Source organism: Sulfurimonas sediminis (assembly GCF_014905115.1).
In the GTDB taxonomy this organism is placed as follows: Bacteria; Campylobacterota; Campylobacteria; order Campylobacterales; family Sulfurimonadaceae; genus Sulfurimonas; species Sulfurimonas sediminis.
The window spans coordinates 1,424,139-1,439,237 of sequence record NZ_CP041235.1; the positions used below are offsets into that span (position 1 = coordinate 1,424,139).

At 37.0% G+C, this 15,099-nt stretch carries 20 protein-coding genes; 10 read left to right on the plus strand and 10 right to left on the minus strand.

The genetic code is table 11. The annotated features are described in order from the left end of the window. Positions 1-9: 9 nt before the first annotated feature. From FJR45_RS07690 to FJR45_RS07715, 6 genes are all read right to left on the minus strand, one after another. Entirely contained in the window at positions 10-897 is an 888-nt protein-coding gene (locus tag FJR45_RS07690) for an NAD(P)H-dependent glycerol-3-phosphate dehydrogenase (protein WP_193150018.1), read from the minus strand. Further along, positions 869-1,588 carry an NAD-binding protein gene (locus FJR45_RS07695; RefSeq protein WP_193150019.1) on the minus strand — a complete coding sequence of 240 codons (720 nt, stop codon included), beginning with the start codon at positions 1,586-1,588 and terminating at the stop codon, positions 869-871. Before FJR45_RS07695 ends, FJR45_RS07690 begins: the two co-directional genes overlap by 29 nt. Beyond that, complete coding sequence (locus tag FJR45_RS07700; RefSeq protein WP_193150020.1) at positions 1,581-3,143, minus strand: ion transporter; 1,563 nt, start codon at positions 3,141-3,143, stop codon at positions 1,581-1,583. Before FJR45_RS07700 ends, FJR45_RS07695 begins: the two co-directional genes overlap by 8 nt. Before the next feature lie 5 nt (positions 3,144-3,148). After that, a complete protein-coding gene (gatB, locus tag FJR45_RS07705; protein ID WP_193150021.1) occupies positions 3,149-4,579 on the minus strand; it encodes an Asp-tRNA(Asn)/Glu-tRNA(Gln) amidotransferase subunit GatB in 1,431 nt (476 codons plus the stop codon). Positions 4,580-4,641: 62 nt separating this feature from the next. Continuing rightward, the gene (locus tag FJR45_RS07710; protein ID WP_193150022.1) at positions 4,642-4,905 is read right to left on the minus strand and encodes a hypothetical protein; all 264 of its coding nucleotides are present in this window, start codon (positions 4,903-4,905) and stop codon (positions 4,642-4,644) included. 9 nt (positions 4,906-4,914) lie between these two features. Continuing rightward, the gene (locus FJR45_RS07715; protein ID WP_193150023.1) at positions 4,915-5,592 is read right to left on the minus strand and encodes a F0F1 ATP synthase subunit A; all 678 of its coding nucleotides are present in this window, start codon (positions 5,590-5,592) and stop codon (positions 4,915-4,917) included. Positions 5,593-5,703: 111 nt separating this feature from the next. Between FJR45_RS07715 and FJR45_RS07720 the strand changes: the two genes are divergently transcribed. Continuing rightward, the gene (locus tag FJR45_RS07720; RefSeq protein ID WP_193150024.1) at positions 5,704-6,279 is read left to right on the plus strand and encodes a Tll0287-like domain-containing protein; all 576 of its coding nucleotides are present in this window, start codon (positions 5,704-5,706) and stop codon (positions 6,277-6,279) included. Positions 6,280-6,295: 16 nt separating this feature from the next. Here the strand turns inward: FJR45_RS07720 and rny are convergent, their stop codons facing one another. Both rny and FJR45_RS07730 read right to left on the minus strand, forming a co-directional pair. Then, a complete protein-coding gene (rny, locus tag FJR45_RS07725) occupies positions 6,296-7,864 on the minus strand; it encodes a ribonuclease Y (protein ID WP_193150025.1) in 1,569 nt (522 codons plus the stop codon). A gap of 25 nt (positions 7,865-7,889) precedes the next feature. Then, positions 7,890-8,456 carry a 5-formyltetrahydrofolate cyclo-ligase gene (locus FJR45_RS07730; protein WP_193150026.1) on the minus strand — a complete coding sequence of 189 codons (567 nt, stop codon included), beginning with the start codon at positions 8,454-8,456 and terminating at the stop codon, positions 7,890-7,892. Between the two features lie 75 nt (positions 8,457-8,531). On the opposite strand from FJR45_RS07730, the gene FJR45_RS07735 reads away from it, so the two are divergent. From FJR45_RS07735 to acpS, 9 genes are all read left to right on the plus strand, one after another. After that, positions 8,532-9,095, plus strand: a complete 564-nt coding sequence (locus tag FJR45_RS07735) for a TlpA family protein disulfide reductase (RefSeq protein ID WP_193150027.1) — start codon at positions 8,532-8,534, stop codon at positions 9,093-9,095. A 1-nt stretch (position 9,096) separates the two neighbouring features. Next, positions 9,097-9,975, plus strand: coding sequence for a signal recognition particle-docking protein FtsY (ftsY, locus tag FJR45_RS07740; RefSeq protein WP_193150028.1), 879 nt, complete (start codon positions 9,097-9,099; stop codon positions 9,973-9,975). A 134-nt stretch (positions 9,976-10,109) separates the two neighbouring features. Beyond that, the gene (locus FJR45_RS07745) at positions 10,110-10,337 is read left to right on the plus strand and encodes a hypothetical protein (RefSeq protein WP_193150029.1); all 228 of its coding nucleotides are present in this window, start codon (positions 10,110-10,112) and stop codon (positions 10,335-10,337) included. 3 nt (positions 10,338-10,340) lie between these two features. Then, positions 10,341-10,601, plus strand: coding sequence for a type II toxin-antitoxin system RelE family toxin (locus tag FJR45_RS07750; RefSeq protein ID WP_193150030.1), 261 nt, complete (start codon positions 10,341-10,343; stop codon positions 10,599-10,601). A gap of 353 nt (positions 10,602-10,954) precedes the next feature. Beyond that, positions 10,955-11,326: a type II toxin-antitoxin system PemK/MazF family toxin gene (locus FJR45_RS07755; protein ID WP_193150031.1), complete on the plus strand. Its 372-nt coding sequence runs from the start codon at positions 10,955-10,957 to the stop codon at positions 11,324-11,326. Positions 11,327-11,504: 178 nt separating this feature from the next. Continuing rightward, a complete protein-coding gene (gene radA / locus FJR45_RS07760; protein WP_193150032.1) occupies positions 11,505-12,851 on the plus strand; it encodes a DNA repair protein RadA in 1,347 nt (448 codons plus the stop codon). Between the two features lie 70 nt (positions 12,852-12,921). After that, entirely contained in the window at positions 12,922-13,182 is a 261-nt protein-coding gene (locus tag FJR45_RS07765) for a hypothetical protein (RefSeq protein WP_151900081.1), read from the plus strand. A 64-nt stretch (positions 13,183-13,246) separates the two neighbouring features. Then, a complete protein-coding gene (gene fliL / locus FJR45_RS07770) occupies positions 13,247-13,804 on the plus strand; it encodes a flagellar basal body-associated protein FliL (protein WP_193150033.1) in 558 nt (185 codons plus the stop codon). A 3-nt stretch (positions 13,805-13,807) separates the two neighbouring features. Further along, on the plus strand, positions 13,808-14,191 hold the full coding sequence (gene acpS, locus FJR45_RS07775) for a holo-ACP synthase (RefSeq protein ID WP_193150034.1): 384 nt from the start codon (positions 13,808-13,810) through the stop codon (positions 14,189-14,191). On the opposite strand, the gene thiS is transcribed toward acpS, so the two are convergent. After that, positions 14,159-14,359, minus strand: a complete 201-nt coding sequence (thiS, locus tag FJR45_RS07780) for a sulfur carrier protein ThiS (RefSeq protein WP_193150035.1) — start codon at positions 14,357-14,359, stop codon at positions 14,159-14,161. The two genes, acpS and thiS, sit on opposite strands and share 33 nt — an antisense overlap. A 226-nt stretch (positions 14,360-14,585) precedes the next feature. Then, positions 14,586-15,083 carry a c-type cytochrome gene (locus FJR45_RS12625; protein WP_193150036.1) on the minus strand — a complete coding sequence of 166 codons (498 nt, stop codon included), beginning with the start codon at positions 15,081-15,083 and terminating at the stop codon, positions 14,586-14,588. Between the last annotated feature and the right edge of the window lie 16 nt (positions 15,084-15,099).

Below are 15,099 nucleotides of genomic sequence, written 5' to 3' on the forward strand. Positions count from 1 at the left end.
CCTTACATCCTACTTTGTCAATAAATCTTTCAAACTCTCATGTGGATTTTTCCCCTCGAGTGTCAGATACACTTCTCTCGCAATAGGAAGATACAAATCTTGCTTTACAGAGATGTCATGCAGAGCATACGCAGTTCCTATTCCTTCTGCAACTTCGCCCAGTGCTTCAAGAATCTCTTTTTGAGTACGGCCTTTTGCAAGACCGATTCCCACTCTGAAGTTTCTGCTCATGGGAGAAGAAGCTGTTAAAAACAGATCACCTGCACCACTTAAACCTATAAAACTCTCCTCTTTTGCGCCGTATGCAATGCCAAAGCGCTGCATTTCAACCAAACCGCGAGATATCAACGCCGCAGCTGCATTATTTCCTAATTCCAATCCATTGCATATACCCGCGGCAATCGCAATGACATTTTTGTATGCACCGCAAACTTCTGCGCCTATCACATCATCTGAAGTATATGTTTTAATAAAAGAGGGAAACAAATCACCCAACTCTTGAGCAAGTTTTTCATTCGAAGAGTTTATAACCAAGGCAGTCGGCAGGGACTGCATCACTTCTGAAGCAAAAGAGGGACCAGATAAAAAGGCTATATTTTCATCGGGAACATACTTTTCATATATTTCATTTAAAAACTTTCCGCTTGTAGCCTCTATACCCTTGGATGCCACAAGAATTTTTTGGTTTTTAAATACAAAATTTTCTTCAAGCCAGTCTGCTATCTGCTGTGCCGGTACTGTAACCACAAGATACTCGCATGCAAGAATCTCATCAAGAGTGACAAAATTGTCTAAATCTCTCGGAGTTCTAGACGTAATAAAAACACTGTTTTTTTCACTCAGGGCAAATGCCAAAGCACTGCCCCACTTACCTGCTCCAATGACTCCAATTGACATATCGCTTACTCCCAATCAAATTTTCAAATTCCTGTATATCTTTTTCATATCCTACTATTACTAGAATATCACCGCTTTTTATAACATGCTCTTTTGCTTTGTTTGAATATATAAATTCACTCTGCATATCTTCATGCATCACAGATAATACCAGTATGCCATTATATCGTGTCCAGTCTATACTTTTAAGTTTTTCATCCTTAAAATGGCTTGTATCGTCAATTTTAATTTGTGCAATTTTGAGATCACTCTCTTCATATAAAATACTGTGCAGTACCTTGTTCGATACCGGTTTTTCCAGTACATTTGCAATAATATCCGATGTGGTCTCTACAATCGGAATGACTTTTGTGGCGCCTGCCATTTTCAGTTTATCTGAATTTTCTTTATTTGATGCAATCGTTATAATTGTCAGGTTTTCAAAACTTGAACGCAGTGATATCGTTAAAAATATATTTTCGGAAGGGTCTTCCAATGCACAAAAAGCTATTGAATTTTCAATATCTACATTGTTGTCTATCTCTTCCCACTCATCGCTTAAATCAAAAAGTTCCACATCATACAAACCCTCTTTTTTATCACTCTCATCCAAAGAGTAAACTTTGATGCTGTTGTATTTGTCTTTTAGATTTTTTATGATTTCATAGGCGTATTTATTGTGTCCAAATATCAATGCTGTAGTTTTAGTCATCATGTACTCTTGTATGTAAATATTTTTCAAATTCTTTAATATACACCTGATATCCAATGACCAAAAGATAATCTCCGGCCTCCAGCAAAGTGCTGTCTAAAGGGTTAAAATAAAAGCGGTCTTTTTCATGTTTGTAAACACCGAGCAAAACGATACTGTAGTGTTTATTGTTCAAATCTCCGACTGTAGGGAAGTTTTCTACTATTCTTTTGGTGATGCCGATTTCATCGATAATTACATCAGAATCTTCACTCCTCAGCTCATGAATCACTTCAAAAGCGACAGGCTTTCCTACCAACTCTTTTGTTATAAGCCCCACAAGCTCCTGAGGATAGACTATTTTATTGATACCTACAAACTCCAGTTTGTTACGGTTTGCATCATTGTTTAACAAAGACAAAATCATAACATCTTTGTTTAAAGACCGTATAGTCAAAGCGGCATAGACATTGTCTACATCATTTTCACGCAGACACAGCACGCCTTTGAGTTGTTTTTGCATATCTATGTTGAGTTTTTCATAGCTTTCTTTGTTGCCGGGATTATAATTTAATGTAGTATACCCGTCCATTTTTGCATTTTCCACTCTTTGTGTATCTTCATCAAGAACGATAATATTATGCCCGCTTTTTGAAAGTTTTCTGGCAACTTCCCTGGCGACATTTTCATATCCGCATATCAGATAAAATTTTTTCAGTTTGGCAATATTTTCAATTGTTTTTATCTCTTTAATCTCTTCAAGTTTCTCGGTAAAAGCAGAAACAAACAAAGATGTGGTAAATGCCAAAACCGCAATACCTGCGATGATAACGATGACGGCTACAAAACGCCCTTCGCTCGTTACCGGAACTATGTCGCCGTATCCCACAGTCGAAATGGTCACTATAGCCCAGTACAGTGCTTCAAAAAGAGTATCAACAGGAGAGTCTGCCCTGTTGCCTTCCATAACATAAATCAAAACAGAAGAGATAAAAATGACAACAAAGGCAAAAATACCAAGCGTAAAAAACTCAAACTTTTTTGTTGCAAGAACAGAACTTAAAATCTGCAGACTTTTGGCATATCGAAAAAGTTTAAAAACCCGAAAAAGAATAAATATACGCAACAGTCTCAATTCATGGAAAAACGGTAAAATTGCAAGAAGATCTATAATAGCTTTTGGTGATGCCATATAGCTGAGTTTTACTTTGAGTATCTTTTTAAAAGCTTTGTAAAGATTGACCTCGCGAAGCAGAAATGTATCATGTTCCGCGCGTTTGACAATGATTTCACTGACACTGCTGTTTACCCACAAACGCAGCATATACTCTATAAAAAAGATGATAGAAATGACATAATTGCTAAAAAACATCAGGTAGTCATTTACATGATGTTTGACTTCCCGAATTAAAACACCTACACTTATAAAAATAAGTATAATCATAAAAATATCTATGTATTTCTTATATTTACACTTGTCATTCTCTAAAATATTGTAGAAAAAGTTTTTAAAAGACTGATACTTTTTTGAGGTATTTAAAAAATAGGCCGCATCAAGTATCAAACTTTTTATCATAGAAATTAGCCCAGTTTAGCTTTAAGAATTTCATTGACAACCTGCGGATTTGCACTTCCTTTGCTTGCTTTCATCACCTGACCGACAAAGAAACCGAAAAGTTTCTCTTTTCCGCCTTTGTACTGTGCAACTTTATCCTCATTTGCATTGATAATTTCATCACACATCGCCTCGATTGCTCCGGTATCTGTAACCTGTTTGAGTCCGAGTTTGTCAATTGCACTGTCAACATCTGTCGTTTCATTCTCCATTAAAAAATCCAAAACTTCTTTCGCCGCTTTGCCGCTGATGGTTTTATCATCTATTCTTTTGACCAAAAACCCAAGCTTTTTTGCATCTACCGGAGAGTTCGTGATATTTATCTCCCCTTTGAAACGGGCAGGCAACTCTACAGTCAGCCATGTAGTAGCCGTTTTTGCACTCACTCCTTCTTCTTGCAGCATTGTTTCAAAAAAGTTTGCTGTCTCCACAGCAGAAGTGATTACCATTGCGTTGTATTTATTCATACCGTATTCATTCACAAAACGCTCTTTTTTTGCATCAGGCAGTTCAGGAATTTGTGTATATTTTTGCATCATTTCATCTGTGACCACACATTTGAGCAGATCAGGTTCCGGAAAATATCTGTAATCAGCCGCTTCTTCTTTTCCTCTCATAGAGCGTGTTTCCTGTTTTACAGGATCAAAAAGACGTGTCTCCTGACAAATTTCCTCTTCATATGTGCCATCTTCCCATGCATCAACCTGACGAGCCACTTCAAGCTCTATGGCACGCTGAATAAATTTAAACGAGTTGATGTTTTTAATCTCGACACGGGTATACAACTTTTCATCTCCCTTTGGACGGATAGAGACATTTACATCCACTCGAAAAGAGCCCTCTTGCATATTTGCATCCCCTATATCCAAATAACGAATAATCGAGTGGAGCTTTTTCAGGTAAAGAATCGCATCTTCGGCACTGCGCATATCCGGCTCGCTTACAATTTCGAGCAAAGGCGTTCCGGCACGGTTCAAATCAACTTTTGAAATATTGCCGTCATGGATGTTTTTACCGGCATCAGCCTCTATGTGTGCCCGATTGACACGAATCGTTTTGTTCGAACCGTCTTCAAAATCAATTTGCAGTTTCCCATGCTCCACTATAGGTGTATAGAGTTGTGTAATTTGATAAGAAGAGGGAGAATCCGGATAAAAATAGGATTTTCTGTCAAAATAAGAAACTCTGTTAATCGTAGCATCAAGGGCCGTACCGAGCATTATGGATTTATGTATAACTTCTTTGTTAAGCACAGGAAGTGCACCGGGAAGTGCCAGACAGGTCGGACAGGTATTTGTATTTTGCTTATGGTTAAAACTCGTAGGACACGAGCAAAAAAGTTTCGTTTTTGTATTTAATTGTACGTGGACTTCAAGACCGATAACTACTTCAAACATAAATTTCCTTGTGAAAATAAATTAATTGTTCTTATTTTAACCAAAGTATGCTTTAAAGGACGTTATGAAGTGACTTGAGTATAGATTTTTTCTAACAGTTTCGTTTGTTTTTTCGCTTCTTGAAGTCGCTGTTTATTGACTAAAAAAGCATCTATTGCGAGAATAAGAAAGAGTGCGATAAAGATATAGACCATCGTGGTAAAAATCGCTATTACGATTCCGAAATTGATAAATATCTTGAAAGTAAACAGAGCACCGAACAATACTATTGCCCATGATGCTCCAAGCAAAAAGCTTATAATTTTTTCATAAATGTCTTTTTGCATTAAAAAAATCTAGTGAGATTCGTCAACAATTACTGCACCACCAAGGTAAACATATGTAAGCATCATAAAGATAAACGCCTGTAAAAATGCCATAAATGTCAATAGTGCAAAAGGAATCATCGGCAAAACCCATGGAGCAAGCATCAAAATTACCATCAAGAACATATCGTCTCCTTTAACATTTCCAAAAAGACGGAATGATAAAGAGATAATACGGGAGATATGAGAAACAATTTCAATCGGGAACATTAACCAGTACAGCCACCAGACAGGACCTAAAAAGTGTTTTAGGTATAAAAGTAATCCATGCTCTTTGATACCTACATAATTATAGTACACAAATACAGTCAAAGCAAGTGCTAAAGGCATTTCCAACATTGCAGTTGGTGCCTCAAAACCAGGAATAATACCAATAATATTTGCAATTCCAACAAACAAACCAATAGTTGCTACCAGTGCAAGATATTTACGGGCATGCAATCTACCCATTACATCCGTACCCATAGACCATACACCCTGCACATATGCTTCCATCAGGTTTTGTGTTCCTTTGGGTACAAGTTGTAAATTTGACATAGCCACTCTCGCTAAGATTAAAGCTATACCGGCTGATAGCAACATGTGACTCATAAAAATAAATGTCTTATCTTCTGAGATAAGTCCGAAAAAAGTAAACAGTTCACCCATAGGTGTGCTCCCTTGTCTTTAAATATTGGCGCAATTATACTCAAAGTTGCATTAAATTATTCTAAGTTTTGCTATAATCATCCCAAGAAAATCTTAATCGAGGAGGATTTCATGAATATTTTAAAATCCGTTACATATATTACACTGAGTGTTTCATTGCTTTTTGGGGCCTCTCAACAAGAGAACAAACAACTGCAGAACATAGTAAAAACAGGACAGAAAAGTTCTATGCTGCTGCTAAAAACCCTGGGTTCCAATATGAAAAGAAATATGAAAACAGGCGGTCCTATGCAAGCCCTTGATTTCTGTACACAAAAAGCCTATACCCTTACAGAGGAAGTGAATAAAAAGCTTCCAAAAGGAGTAACAGTCAAAAGAATCAGTACAAAATACAGAAACCCTGCCAACCAGCCACAAGGCAGTGAACAAGAAGTTTTGGTATCACTTGAAAAACTCCAAAGCTTACATGTAAAGCTACCAAAACAATTAGTACAAAAAGTCGATGAGCATACTTACAAATACTATAAACCTTTAGTAATCAACAAGCAGGTTTGTCTGAAATGTCATGGTAATATAACAAACAAAAAGTTAAAAGATGCCATTGCCAAAAGATACCCACAAGATAAAGCACAGCACTACAAAATGGGCGACTTAAGAGGAGCCGTTGTTGTAACGATTAAAAAGTAAAGTAGAAAATTCTACTTTACTTGGCAAATTCCACAGCCCGGCTTTCCCGAATAACATTTACTTTAATTTCACCCGGATACTGCACACGCTCTTCTATCTCTTTTGCAATTTCTCTTGCCATCAGAATTGACTCATCATCATTTACCAATGTAGCATTCACAATGACTCTGACTTCTCGTCCGGCATTAATCGCATATGCCTGTTTGACACCGCTGTGACGTGATGCGATATCTTCTATCTCGGTAACACGTTTTAAAAAGCTCTCCAAAACTTCTCGTCTCGCACCCGGACGTGCTGCTGAGAGTGCATCTGCCGCACAAACCGCACCACACTCTATGGAGTTGATTTCCTGTTGTCCGTGATGTGCATAGATTGCATTGATGACAACTTCATCTTCATTGTATCTGCGACAAATCTGGGCTCCCAAATCAACATGATTTCCATCCATATCATGCGTCAATGCCTTACCTATATCATGTAAAAGTCCTGCCCGTTTTGCCAAGATCGGGTCTCCCCCCATTTCTGCAGCCATAATTCCCGCAAGATGGGCAACCTCAAGTGTATGGGCTAAAGCATTCTGTCCGTAACTCGCACGGTAACGCAATCTTCCGATTAATTTCATAAGTTCGGGATGCATAACACCGATATTCATTTCGGCTATGAGTTCTTCACCTTCTGTTAAAATTTTGGATTCAAACTCTTCAGAAACTTTTTTAAATATCTCTTCTATTCGCGCAGGCTGAATTCTTCCGTCTTCTATGAGCAACTGCAGTGTTTTTGTTGCAATAGCACGACGATACAAATTAAAACTGCTCACAAGAATTGCGTTTGGTGTATCATCTATGATGATATCGACACCGAGCAATGTCTCCAAAGCCTTGATATTTCGCCCTTCTTTACCGATAATACGGCCTTTGAGTTCATCACTTTCCAAATGAACCAGATTTGTCAATCTCTCAGAAGCAAAGTCTCCGGCAAAACGACTCGTTGCCTGTGCCAAAATAAAGTTGGCTTTGCGCTCCCCTTCCTGTCTGGCTTCATTTTCATATTTTCTTACAATATGTGCTATCTCGCCACGCGCTTTTTCTTCAATTTTGTCAAGAAGAATCTTTTTAGCCTCTTCCTGCGTCATACCGGCACTGTGTTCTATGGTATGGACTGCTTCATCTATTTTCTCTTCATACTTTTTTTTCAGTGAAGCCAGTGATTTTTCATTTCTTTCCAGATTAACTTTTTGTGCTTTTATTCTGTTCAACTCATTTTGAATGTTTTTTTCTTCATCCTGTATCAAACGCTTCAGACTTTGTTCTTTGCGTAAAAGTTCATCTTCTCTTTGCGCAAAATCTGCACGTGCACGCTCTTTGGCACTCTCAAAGGCTTTTTGTGCTTCATGTTCTATTTCACGTGCTTTGAGTTTTGCACGCTCAAGAAGTGTCTGTGCCTCATTTTCAATCGCCTTTGCTTTGGCAACCGCCTGTTCAACATATACATCAAAGTTAGCACCGGTTATCTTTTTAGAAATTAAAAAACCAACTACTCCACTTACTGTTGCAATTGCACCACCAAGTAGTATTTCGTTTAACATCTAATAAACCTTTTTTATAAAGATCTTAGCTGCTCCGTTTACGCAGTGTTCTTGTCGGGGTTATAAGTACATCACATGCCACATCATATGCATCACATATCAAACTCTCTGTGTGGCAAAATACCGGTTGTACAAAAATAGTATATGGTTTTTCTTTTAATTTTGCAAAGAAACGATCATACATCCCTTTTCCAAAACCAATTCTCTGTAAATTACCGTCAACTCCCACTGCTGGAACTATAGCTATATCAATTTTATTATTTTTTTTTATTGTATTTCCCGCTTCAAAAATATCAAATTTTTTTTTCTTTAGCGGCAATCTAAATGGTACCATTTTAAAACTTTCGCCTTGCATAAACGGCACAAAAATATCATGTTTTTTTCTCATTTTTTTAAGCACTTTAAGGATGTCTGCCTCATACGGCAGCGGATAAAAAAACAATATTTTCAGTCTTTTGCCGGTTTTAAAATGTTCCAACTCTTTTAAGAGTACATTATTTATTAAAAAATCTTTATAAAACTTATTGTGTTGTGATGCTTTTTTAATCTTTTGTAGACATATTCGCCTGAAACTGTTTTTTGTAAGAGTCATATTAAATCTTTATCGCTATAATTTTAAGTGTCAAACTATATTTTACACAAACAAATAAACAAAGGCAAAAAATATATGAGAAATACTCCACTTTTAACTACTTTACTCACAATCAGTTTACTTTTTGGAGCCTGTTCAAAAGAGAAAGAAAACACCCAACAAGAAGCAAATTCACTCCTTGCAACAAATGAAATCGTTTTAACATCACTCGACAATAAACAGCTTGTTGTCAAAAAAGCAGACAATGGACTGCAACTTGAGGGGGCAAAAGGCAAAATAGTCATTTATGATATATTTGCGACCTGGTGTCCACCTTGTCAGGCGGAAGCTTCCCACCTTGCCTCACTCCAAAAAAAATATAAAAACAGACTGATTGTTATTGGCGTCAGTGTTGAGGATGGTATTGCAAATGAAAAGCTTGAAACATTCAAAAAACAATACAATGCAAACTATACTCTTGTCAAGTCAAGTGAAAATTCACGTATCATCAGTGAAATAGCAAAAGAGTTAAAACTGGGCAGAGACTTTGGCATTCCGCTTATGGTTTTATATAAAGACGGTAAAATCATCAATTATTATCAGGGTGCGACGGAAGAAGAGTTTATCGAAAGTGACATCAAAAAAGCGTTAGGAATATAAAATGTTTGGTTTTATAAAAAAATCTCTCAGCAAGACTGTCGCCGCTATAAAAACAGTCGCTCCAAAGAAAAAAATCACTTTTACAAAAGACGAACTTGAAGATATTTTACTTGAAGCTGATGTAGAATATGCTTTGGTCGAAATCATTCTCAATGAAATATACCAAGACAAAATCACACGCGAAATTCTTCGCTCCAAACTCCTGGCGACACTGGCATACACCTCATACAAAGAACCGAAATTCACTCCGCCTTTTGTAGAACTTATAGTCGGTGTCAACGGTGCCGGTAAAACAACCACTATTGCAAAACTGGCATACAAATACAAGCAAGAAGGCAAAAAAGTTTTACTCGGTGCAGGAGACACCTTTCGCGCCGCAGCTATCGAACAGCTGACACTCTGGGCAAACAGACTTGACATTCCTGTAGTTTCTTCAAAACAGGGACATGACAGCTCCGCCGTTGCCTATGATGCCATAGATTCGGCAAAGGCAAAAGGTTTTGACAATGTCATCATAGACACCGCAGGACGTCTGCACACCCAGACAAACCTGGCAAATGAACTCAAAAAAGTAAAGCGTATCTGCGACAAAGCCCACAAAGGCGCTCCGCACAGAACCGTACTCATTATAGACGGCACACAAGGAAACTCTGCAATTTCTCAGGCAAAAGCCTTCAATGAAATGATAGGAATAGACGGTATCATCATCACAAAACTAGACGGCACAGCAAAAGGCGGCAGTATCTTCTCCATCGCCTATGCCCTGGAACTTCCTATACTTTACGTAGGCACAGGAGAACAACCGGAAAATCTCACACCGTTCGATAAATACGAATTTGTAGACGGTCTGCTTGATGCCATTTTTGTAGAAGAAGAGTAATTACCCTCATTCAAATACTTCAAAGAGATGTATTATGAAAAATGGATTTTCAAGCACAGGAATAAACTACTTAAGTCTAAATTTATAAATTGTATGTATAATTATTCATACAATTATATTACAAGAGGTTCCCTATGCATAAGATAAGAAGTACTTTTACAGTATCTGATTTTATTATTGACGAGTTAAACAGTATATCACAAGAACTTAATGAAAAGAAGTCTCATATTGTGGAAAAAGCACTAAGTATGTATTTTGATACTCTTGACGAAAAACTATCGGATCAAAGACTTAAAAATTTAGAAAATGATCAAGAAAAAATTATACCTGCTGATAAAGTTTTTAAAGAATTAGGCTTATAGTACATGTATGAACTTCACTTTTTAACAAGTGCAAAAAAAGAGTTTAAAAAGCTAGATACTTCCGTCCAAAAAATCATAAAAGAAAAATTATTATTACTTATAACAAACCCAGACATTTTAAAAAACAATATAAAACCTCTAAAAGGTGAATATAGAGGAAAATTCCGACTTCGTGTGCATCAATACAGAGTTGTATTTCAAGTTAAAGATGCAGAATTAATTATAATTGTTGTCCGTATTGGGCATAGGAAAGAAGTTTATTAGAACAAAGGCATTTTGCAAAAATAACTTTCAAATTAAAAATTACACCCCTGTTATTGAAAATCCACTTATAAAATAATATTTCAATTAACAACCAACCTATATGATATAATACATATAGATTAAAACATAAGGATATAAAATGTTAAGCTATGGAATTACAGAGATTTAATCAAAGCCTTCACTTATTAAAAGTATAGATATTGGGAAGATTGTAGATAAACGGGCACATACTACTTTAGGTTATTTTATATCCGATAAATATGAGAGTTATATCAGACCACTTATCGATAAAATAGACAGAGAAGAGAAACTGAAAAAACTAAAACGTTTATCACAACATCAAGATTTGGAATTTGCAGAACTGGGCGTTGATGATGGACTCTAATAGCAATTATAAAAGAGGGGATATTGTTGTTGTAAACCTTAATCCTAAAAAAGGACATGAAGTAGGGAAAATCAAGCCTGCTGTTATTATCTCGGGAGAGGATGAAAACAGCATTCTTATACTGTTTATACTCATGCCCCTCTCAACTGATCTTATTGAAGATATGTCGCCATATAGAATTCGCATAACTCAGCGCGATAAATTACAACAGGATTCAGATATACTTATTAATCAAGTGAGAAGCCTCTCCAAACAAAGAATTGGCAAAAAGATTGCAACACTTACAAAAAATGAATATGAGCTGGTCATTCAATCTCTTTGTAAAAACTTCACTTCTTAAAATTACACTGATATGATGAAAAATCTGGCAAAATGCCATATTTTATACAATTGAAGCAGATATTTTATATGATGTCAGTGTCAGTTGACAATTATCTGGGACGAAGTTCGCGTTCCTCATCTGTCCCAACTGACTCAAGTTATAACATATTTTAAAAAATAAACAAAAAGAAAAAATTATGGCTAAGAAAAAAGTACTCTTTGAATGTCAACACTGTGGACTCACAACACCTAAATGGATGGGAAAATGTACCAACTGCGGTGCCTGGGACAGTTTTGTTGAATTAAACGAGCATCAGCAAGAAGTTGTCAAACAGACAAAATCAACGACATCATCATCGGCTAAGGCTGTCAGTATAAATGACATTGTGGAAGAAGAAGTTTATAGATTTTCTTCACTCGATGATGAACTTGACAATGTTTTAGGCGGCGGTATTGTTCCCGGTTCGCTTACGCTCATTGGAGGAAGTCCGGGTGTTGGCAAATCAACCCTGCTACTTAAAGTAGGTTCAAACATTGCATCAACAGGCAAAGACGTCCTTTATGTTACAGGTGAAGAATCAGCCGGACAGATAAAACTGCGTGCAAACCGTCTCAAATCCAACCATGATTCACTCTACCTTTTAAGTGAGATACGACTTGAACAGATTTTGGTTGAGCTTGAACACAGAAAGTATGATTTTTTGATTATTGATTCTATTCAGACTATTTATTCTGAAAACATTAGCTCTGCTCCGGGAAGTGTTACACAGGTGCGCCAAATAACCTTTGAATTGATGCGTATTGCCAAAGAAAAAGATATAGCCATTTTCATTATCGGGCATATTACAAAAGAAGGCTCTATTGCCGGTCCCCGTGTTTTGGAACATATGGTTGACACCGTTTTGTATTTTGAAGGGGATTCTTCTCAGGAGCTGAGAATTTTACGAGGTTTTAAAAACCGTTTTGGGGCAACAAGCGAAATAGGCGTTTTCGAGATGAAAGCCGAAGGACTTGTGAGTGCCACAGACATTGCTTCGCGCTTTTTTAACCGTAACTCTTCTCAAAGCGGTTCTGCACTTACTGTCATTATGGAAGGTTCGCGTCCAATTATTTTAGAAGTACAGGCACTTGTTTCAGAGTCACACACACCAAATGCCAAGAGACAGGCAACCGGATTTGACAACAACCGTCTTAACATGCTTTTGGCTTTGCTTGAGCGAAAACTGGAGATTCCTCTTTCAGGGTATGATGTTTTCATAAATATAACAGGCGGGATAAAAATCACCGAAACAGCGGCAGATTTAGCCATACTTGCCGCAATTATCAGCAGTTTTCGTGACCGTGCTATCTCCAAAGAGACAATTTTTATCGGCGAAGTCTCTCTCGTTGGTGATGTACGAGAAGTATACGCCCTTGATGCAAGGCTCAAAGAGGCAAGAATGCAAAATATCACCAAGGCACTTGTCTCTAAAAAACCGCTTGAAAAGACAAGTATCAAAACATTTATAGTCGATGAAGTAACAAAACTTTTGGAGTGGTATTAAATTATACATTTTAAAGTTATATTTGCATAATTTCGTTGTATAATAACGCTATATTTTTAAAAGGCAAAAAATGATAGATGCAGAGTTTAGAAGCGAAGAACGATTTTCAAGATTGTCACTGGCTTACGAATGTGCGAAAGAAAAAGATGATGTATGTGCAAAAATAGAATCAATAATCAATAAGTATGCTTTCAAGCCTGACACATATACAACAAAAGTCGCTAACGGAAAAGAAGTTTTGGTGATTGAGTTTCATGATGACTGTAATCGTGAAGCCGGACCGATTTTTGAAGAAATAATCAAGTCTCTTGATGTTAAAGTTATTAACTGAAAATAAAAATAATTATTTTTCTGATATACTAACAAAAATAAAACTGTAATTTCAAGGAAGAAATATGGCTGAAGAAAAAGAAACCGAAGAATCCGCACCCGTAGAAAAAAAATCCAGCAATATGCTGATGATTATTATCATCGTTGTTTTGATTCTTATCATAATCATAGGTGCCGTAGTTGCCTTTTTGTTAATGGGTTCAGATGAAGAAGCAGCAGTCAACAACGCTCCTCAGGCACAGGAAAGAGTGGCAGATACACGCACAAGCAGAAAGAGTGTATCCAGCGCTTCATTTGACAACAACAGAAAACTGAGTGATATCGGTGTCTTGTATCCGCTAGACACTTTTACAGTGAATTTAAAAAGTGATTCCGGAAGAAGATATCTCAAAGCAACAATGTCTTTAGAACTTGATTCTCCCGAACTCAGTCATGAACTTGACTCAAAAGCACCGGTACTTCGAGACAGAATTATTCGAATACTCAGTTCTAAAACTTTAGAAGAAATCTCTTCCAAAAAAGGCAAACAAAAAGTTTCACAACAAATTATGGATACTCTGAACTCTATGATTACTGACGGAAAAATACAAGGTATCTATTTTACTGAATTTGTCATTCAATAATTAATGATTGGTATAGACATCATAAAAGCATCGCGTATGCAGCATCTCATGGAGCGTTTTGGCGACAAAGGGCTTCGCAGATTTCTGTTAGAAGATGAGATCAGACTTATAAAGTCCTATAAAACAGCAGCCGGATTCTGGGCTGCAAAAGAGGCATTTTCCAAAGCACTGGGAACAGGTATAGGCGCAGAGTGTTCCTTTTTTGATATAAAGATTTACAAATCAGAAAAAGGCGCTCCGCTTTTTGCACTTTCAAAAAAGATCATTGAAAAATTTAAGATTATTGATGCTGCTTTATCCATTACACACGATGGAGACTATGCAATCAGTGTTGTCAGCATAGAGTCTTTAGACTCATCCTCCTCCGACAAAATCAAGCAGTTCTAGTTTATCATTATCTTTTAAAACTTTTCTGTCCCATTCATCCTGCTTGACTATTTCCATATTTACTGCCGCAGCCATCACTTTATCAACCAAAGCAAGCTCTTTTAGAATTTCCAAAAGCGTTACTCCGTCTTGAAAGACTTTACTGTTTCCATTTACTATTATTGTCATTCATATTTCCCGTTTCTATTTTTAGAGGTGCCCTTCATTGCCATTAAGTTAAGCATTTATTTGGAACCGGTACTTTAGTGCCGGCTGAGAGTGGCAAGACTATTGCAACAGCCGGCACTAAAGTACCGGTTCCGAGAAAGCATTAATTTTCTTAACTTAATGGCATTAGAGGTGCCCTTTATATAATTGTAGCAATTTTACTTGAATATCAGTGTAATATTGCACATTATAATTGAGAAATATACTCTGCCAAAGCTTTTATGTCAGCATCGGAAAGTTTTGCAGCCTGTCCTTTCATCACAGCTTTCATAGCTCCGCCGTATGTCCCGTCTTTATATCCTTTGAGTGCTGTTATAATTTTTGTTTCACTCCATCCTTTGATAATTTGAGATTTACCCAAAGCTTTTTTCTCAGCATTCGCACCGTGACAGCTTGAACAAGCAGTAAAAAGTTTTGCACCGTCAACTTTCACGGCCTCTTTTACTTGGGCAACCGTTGTTTTTTTTGCCTTTGCAACCGTTGTTTCCGTCTTTTTAGTTATATCTGCTGCTGTAGTATTTACTTCTACCGCTACAGGTTTACTCGGTGTTGTCTCTTTCACACTTGATACTGTCTCTTTCACACTTTGCGGTGCCTGAACTTCCTGTGCACTTTTTTGTGAGCCTTTTTCATTGCTGCACCCGACAATCAACACTGCCAGTACAACTGATAATACTATCTTCATTTTCTTCTTCCTTAAT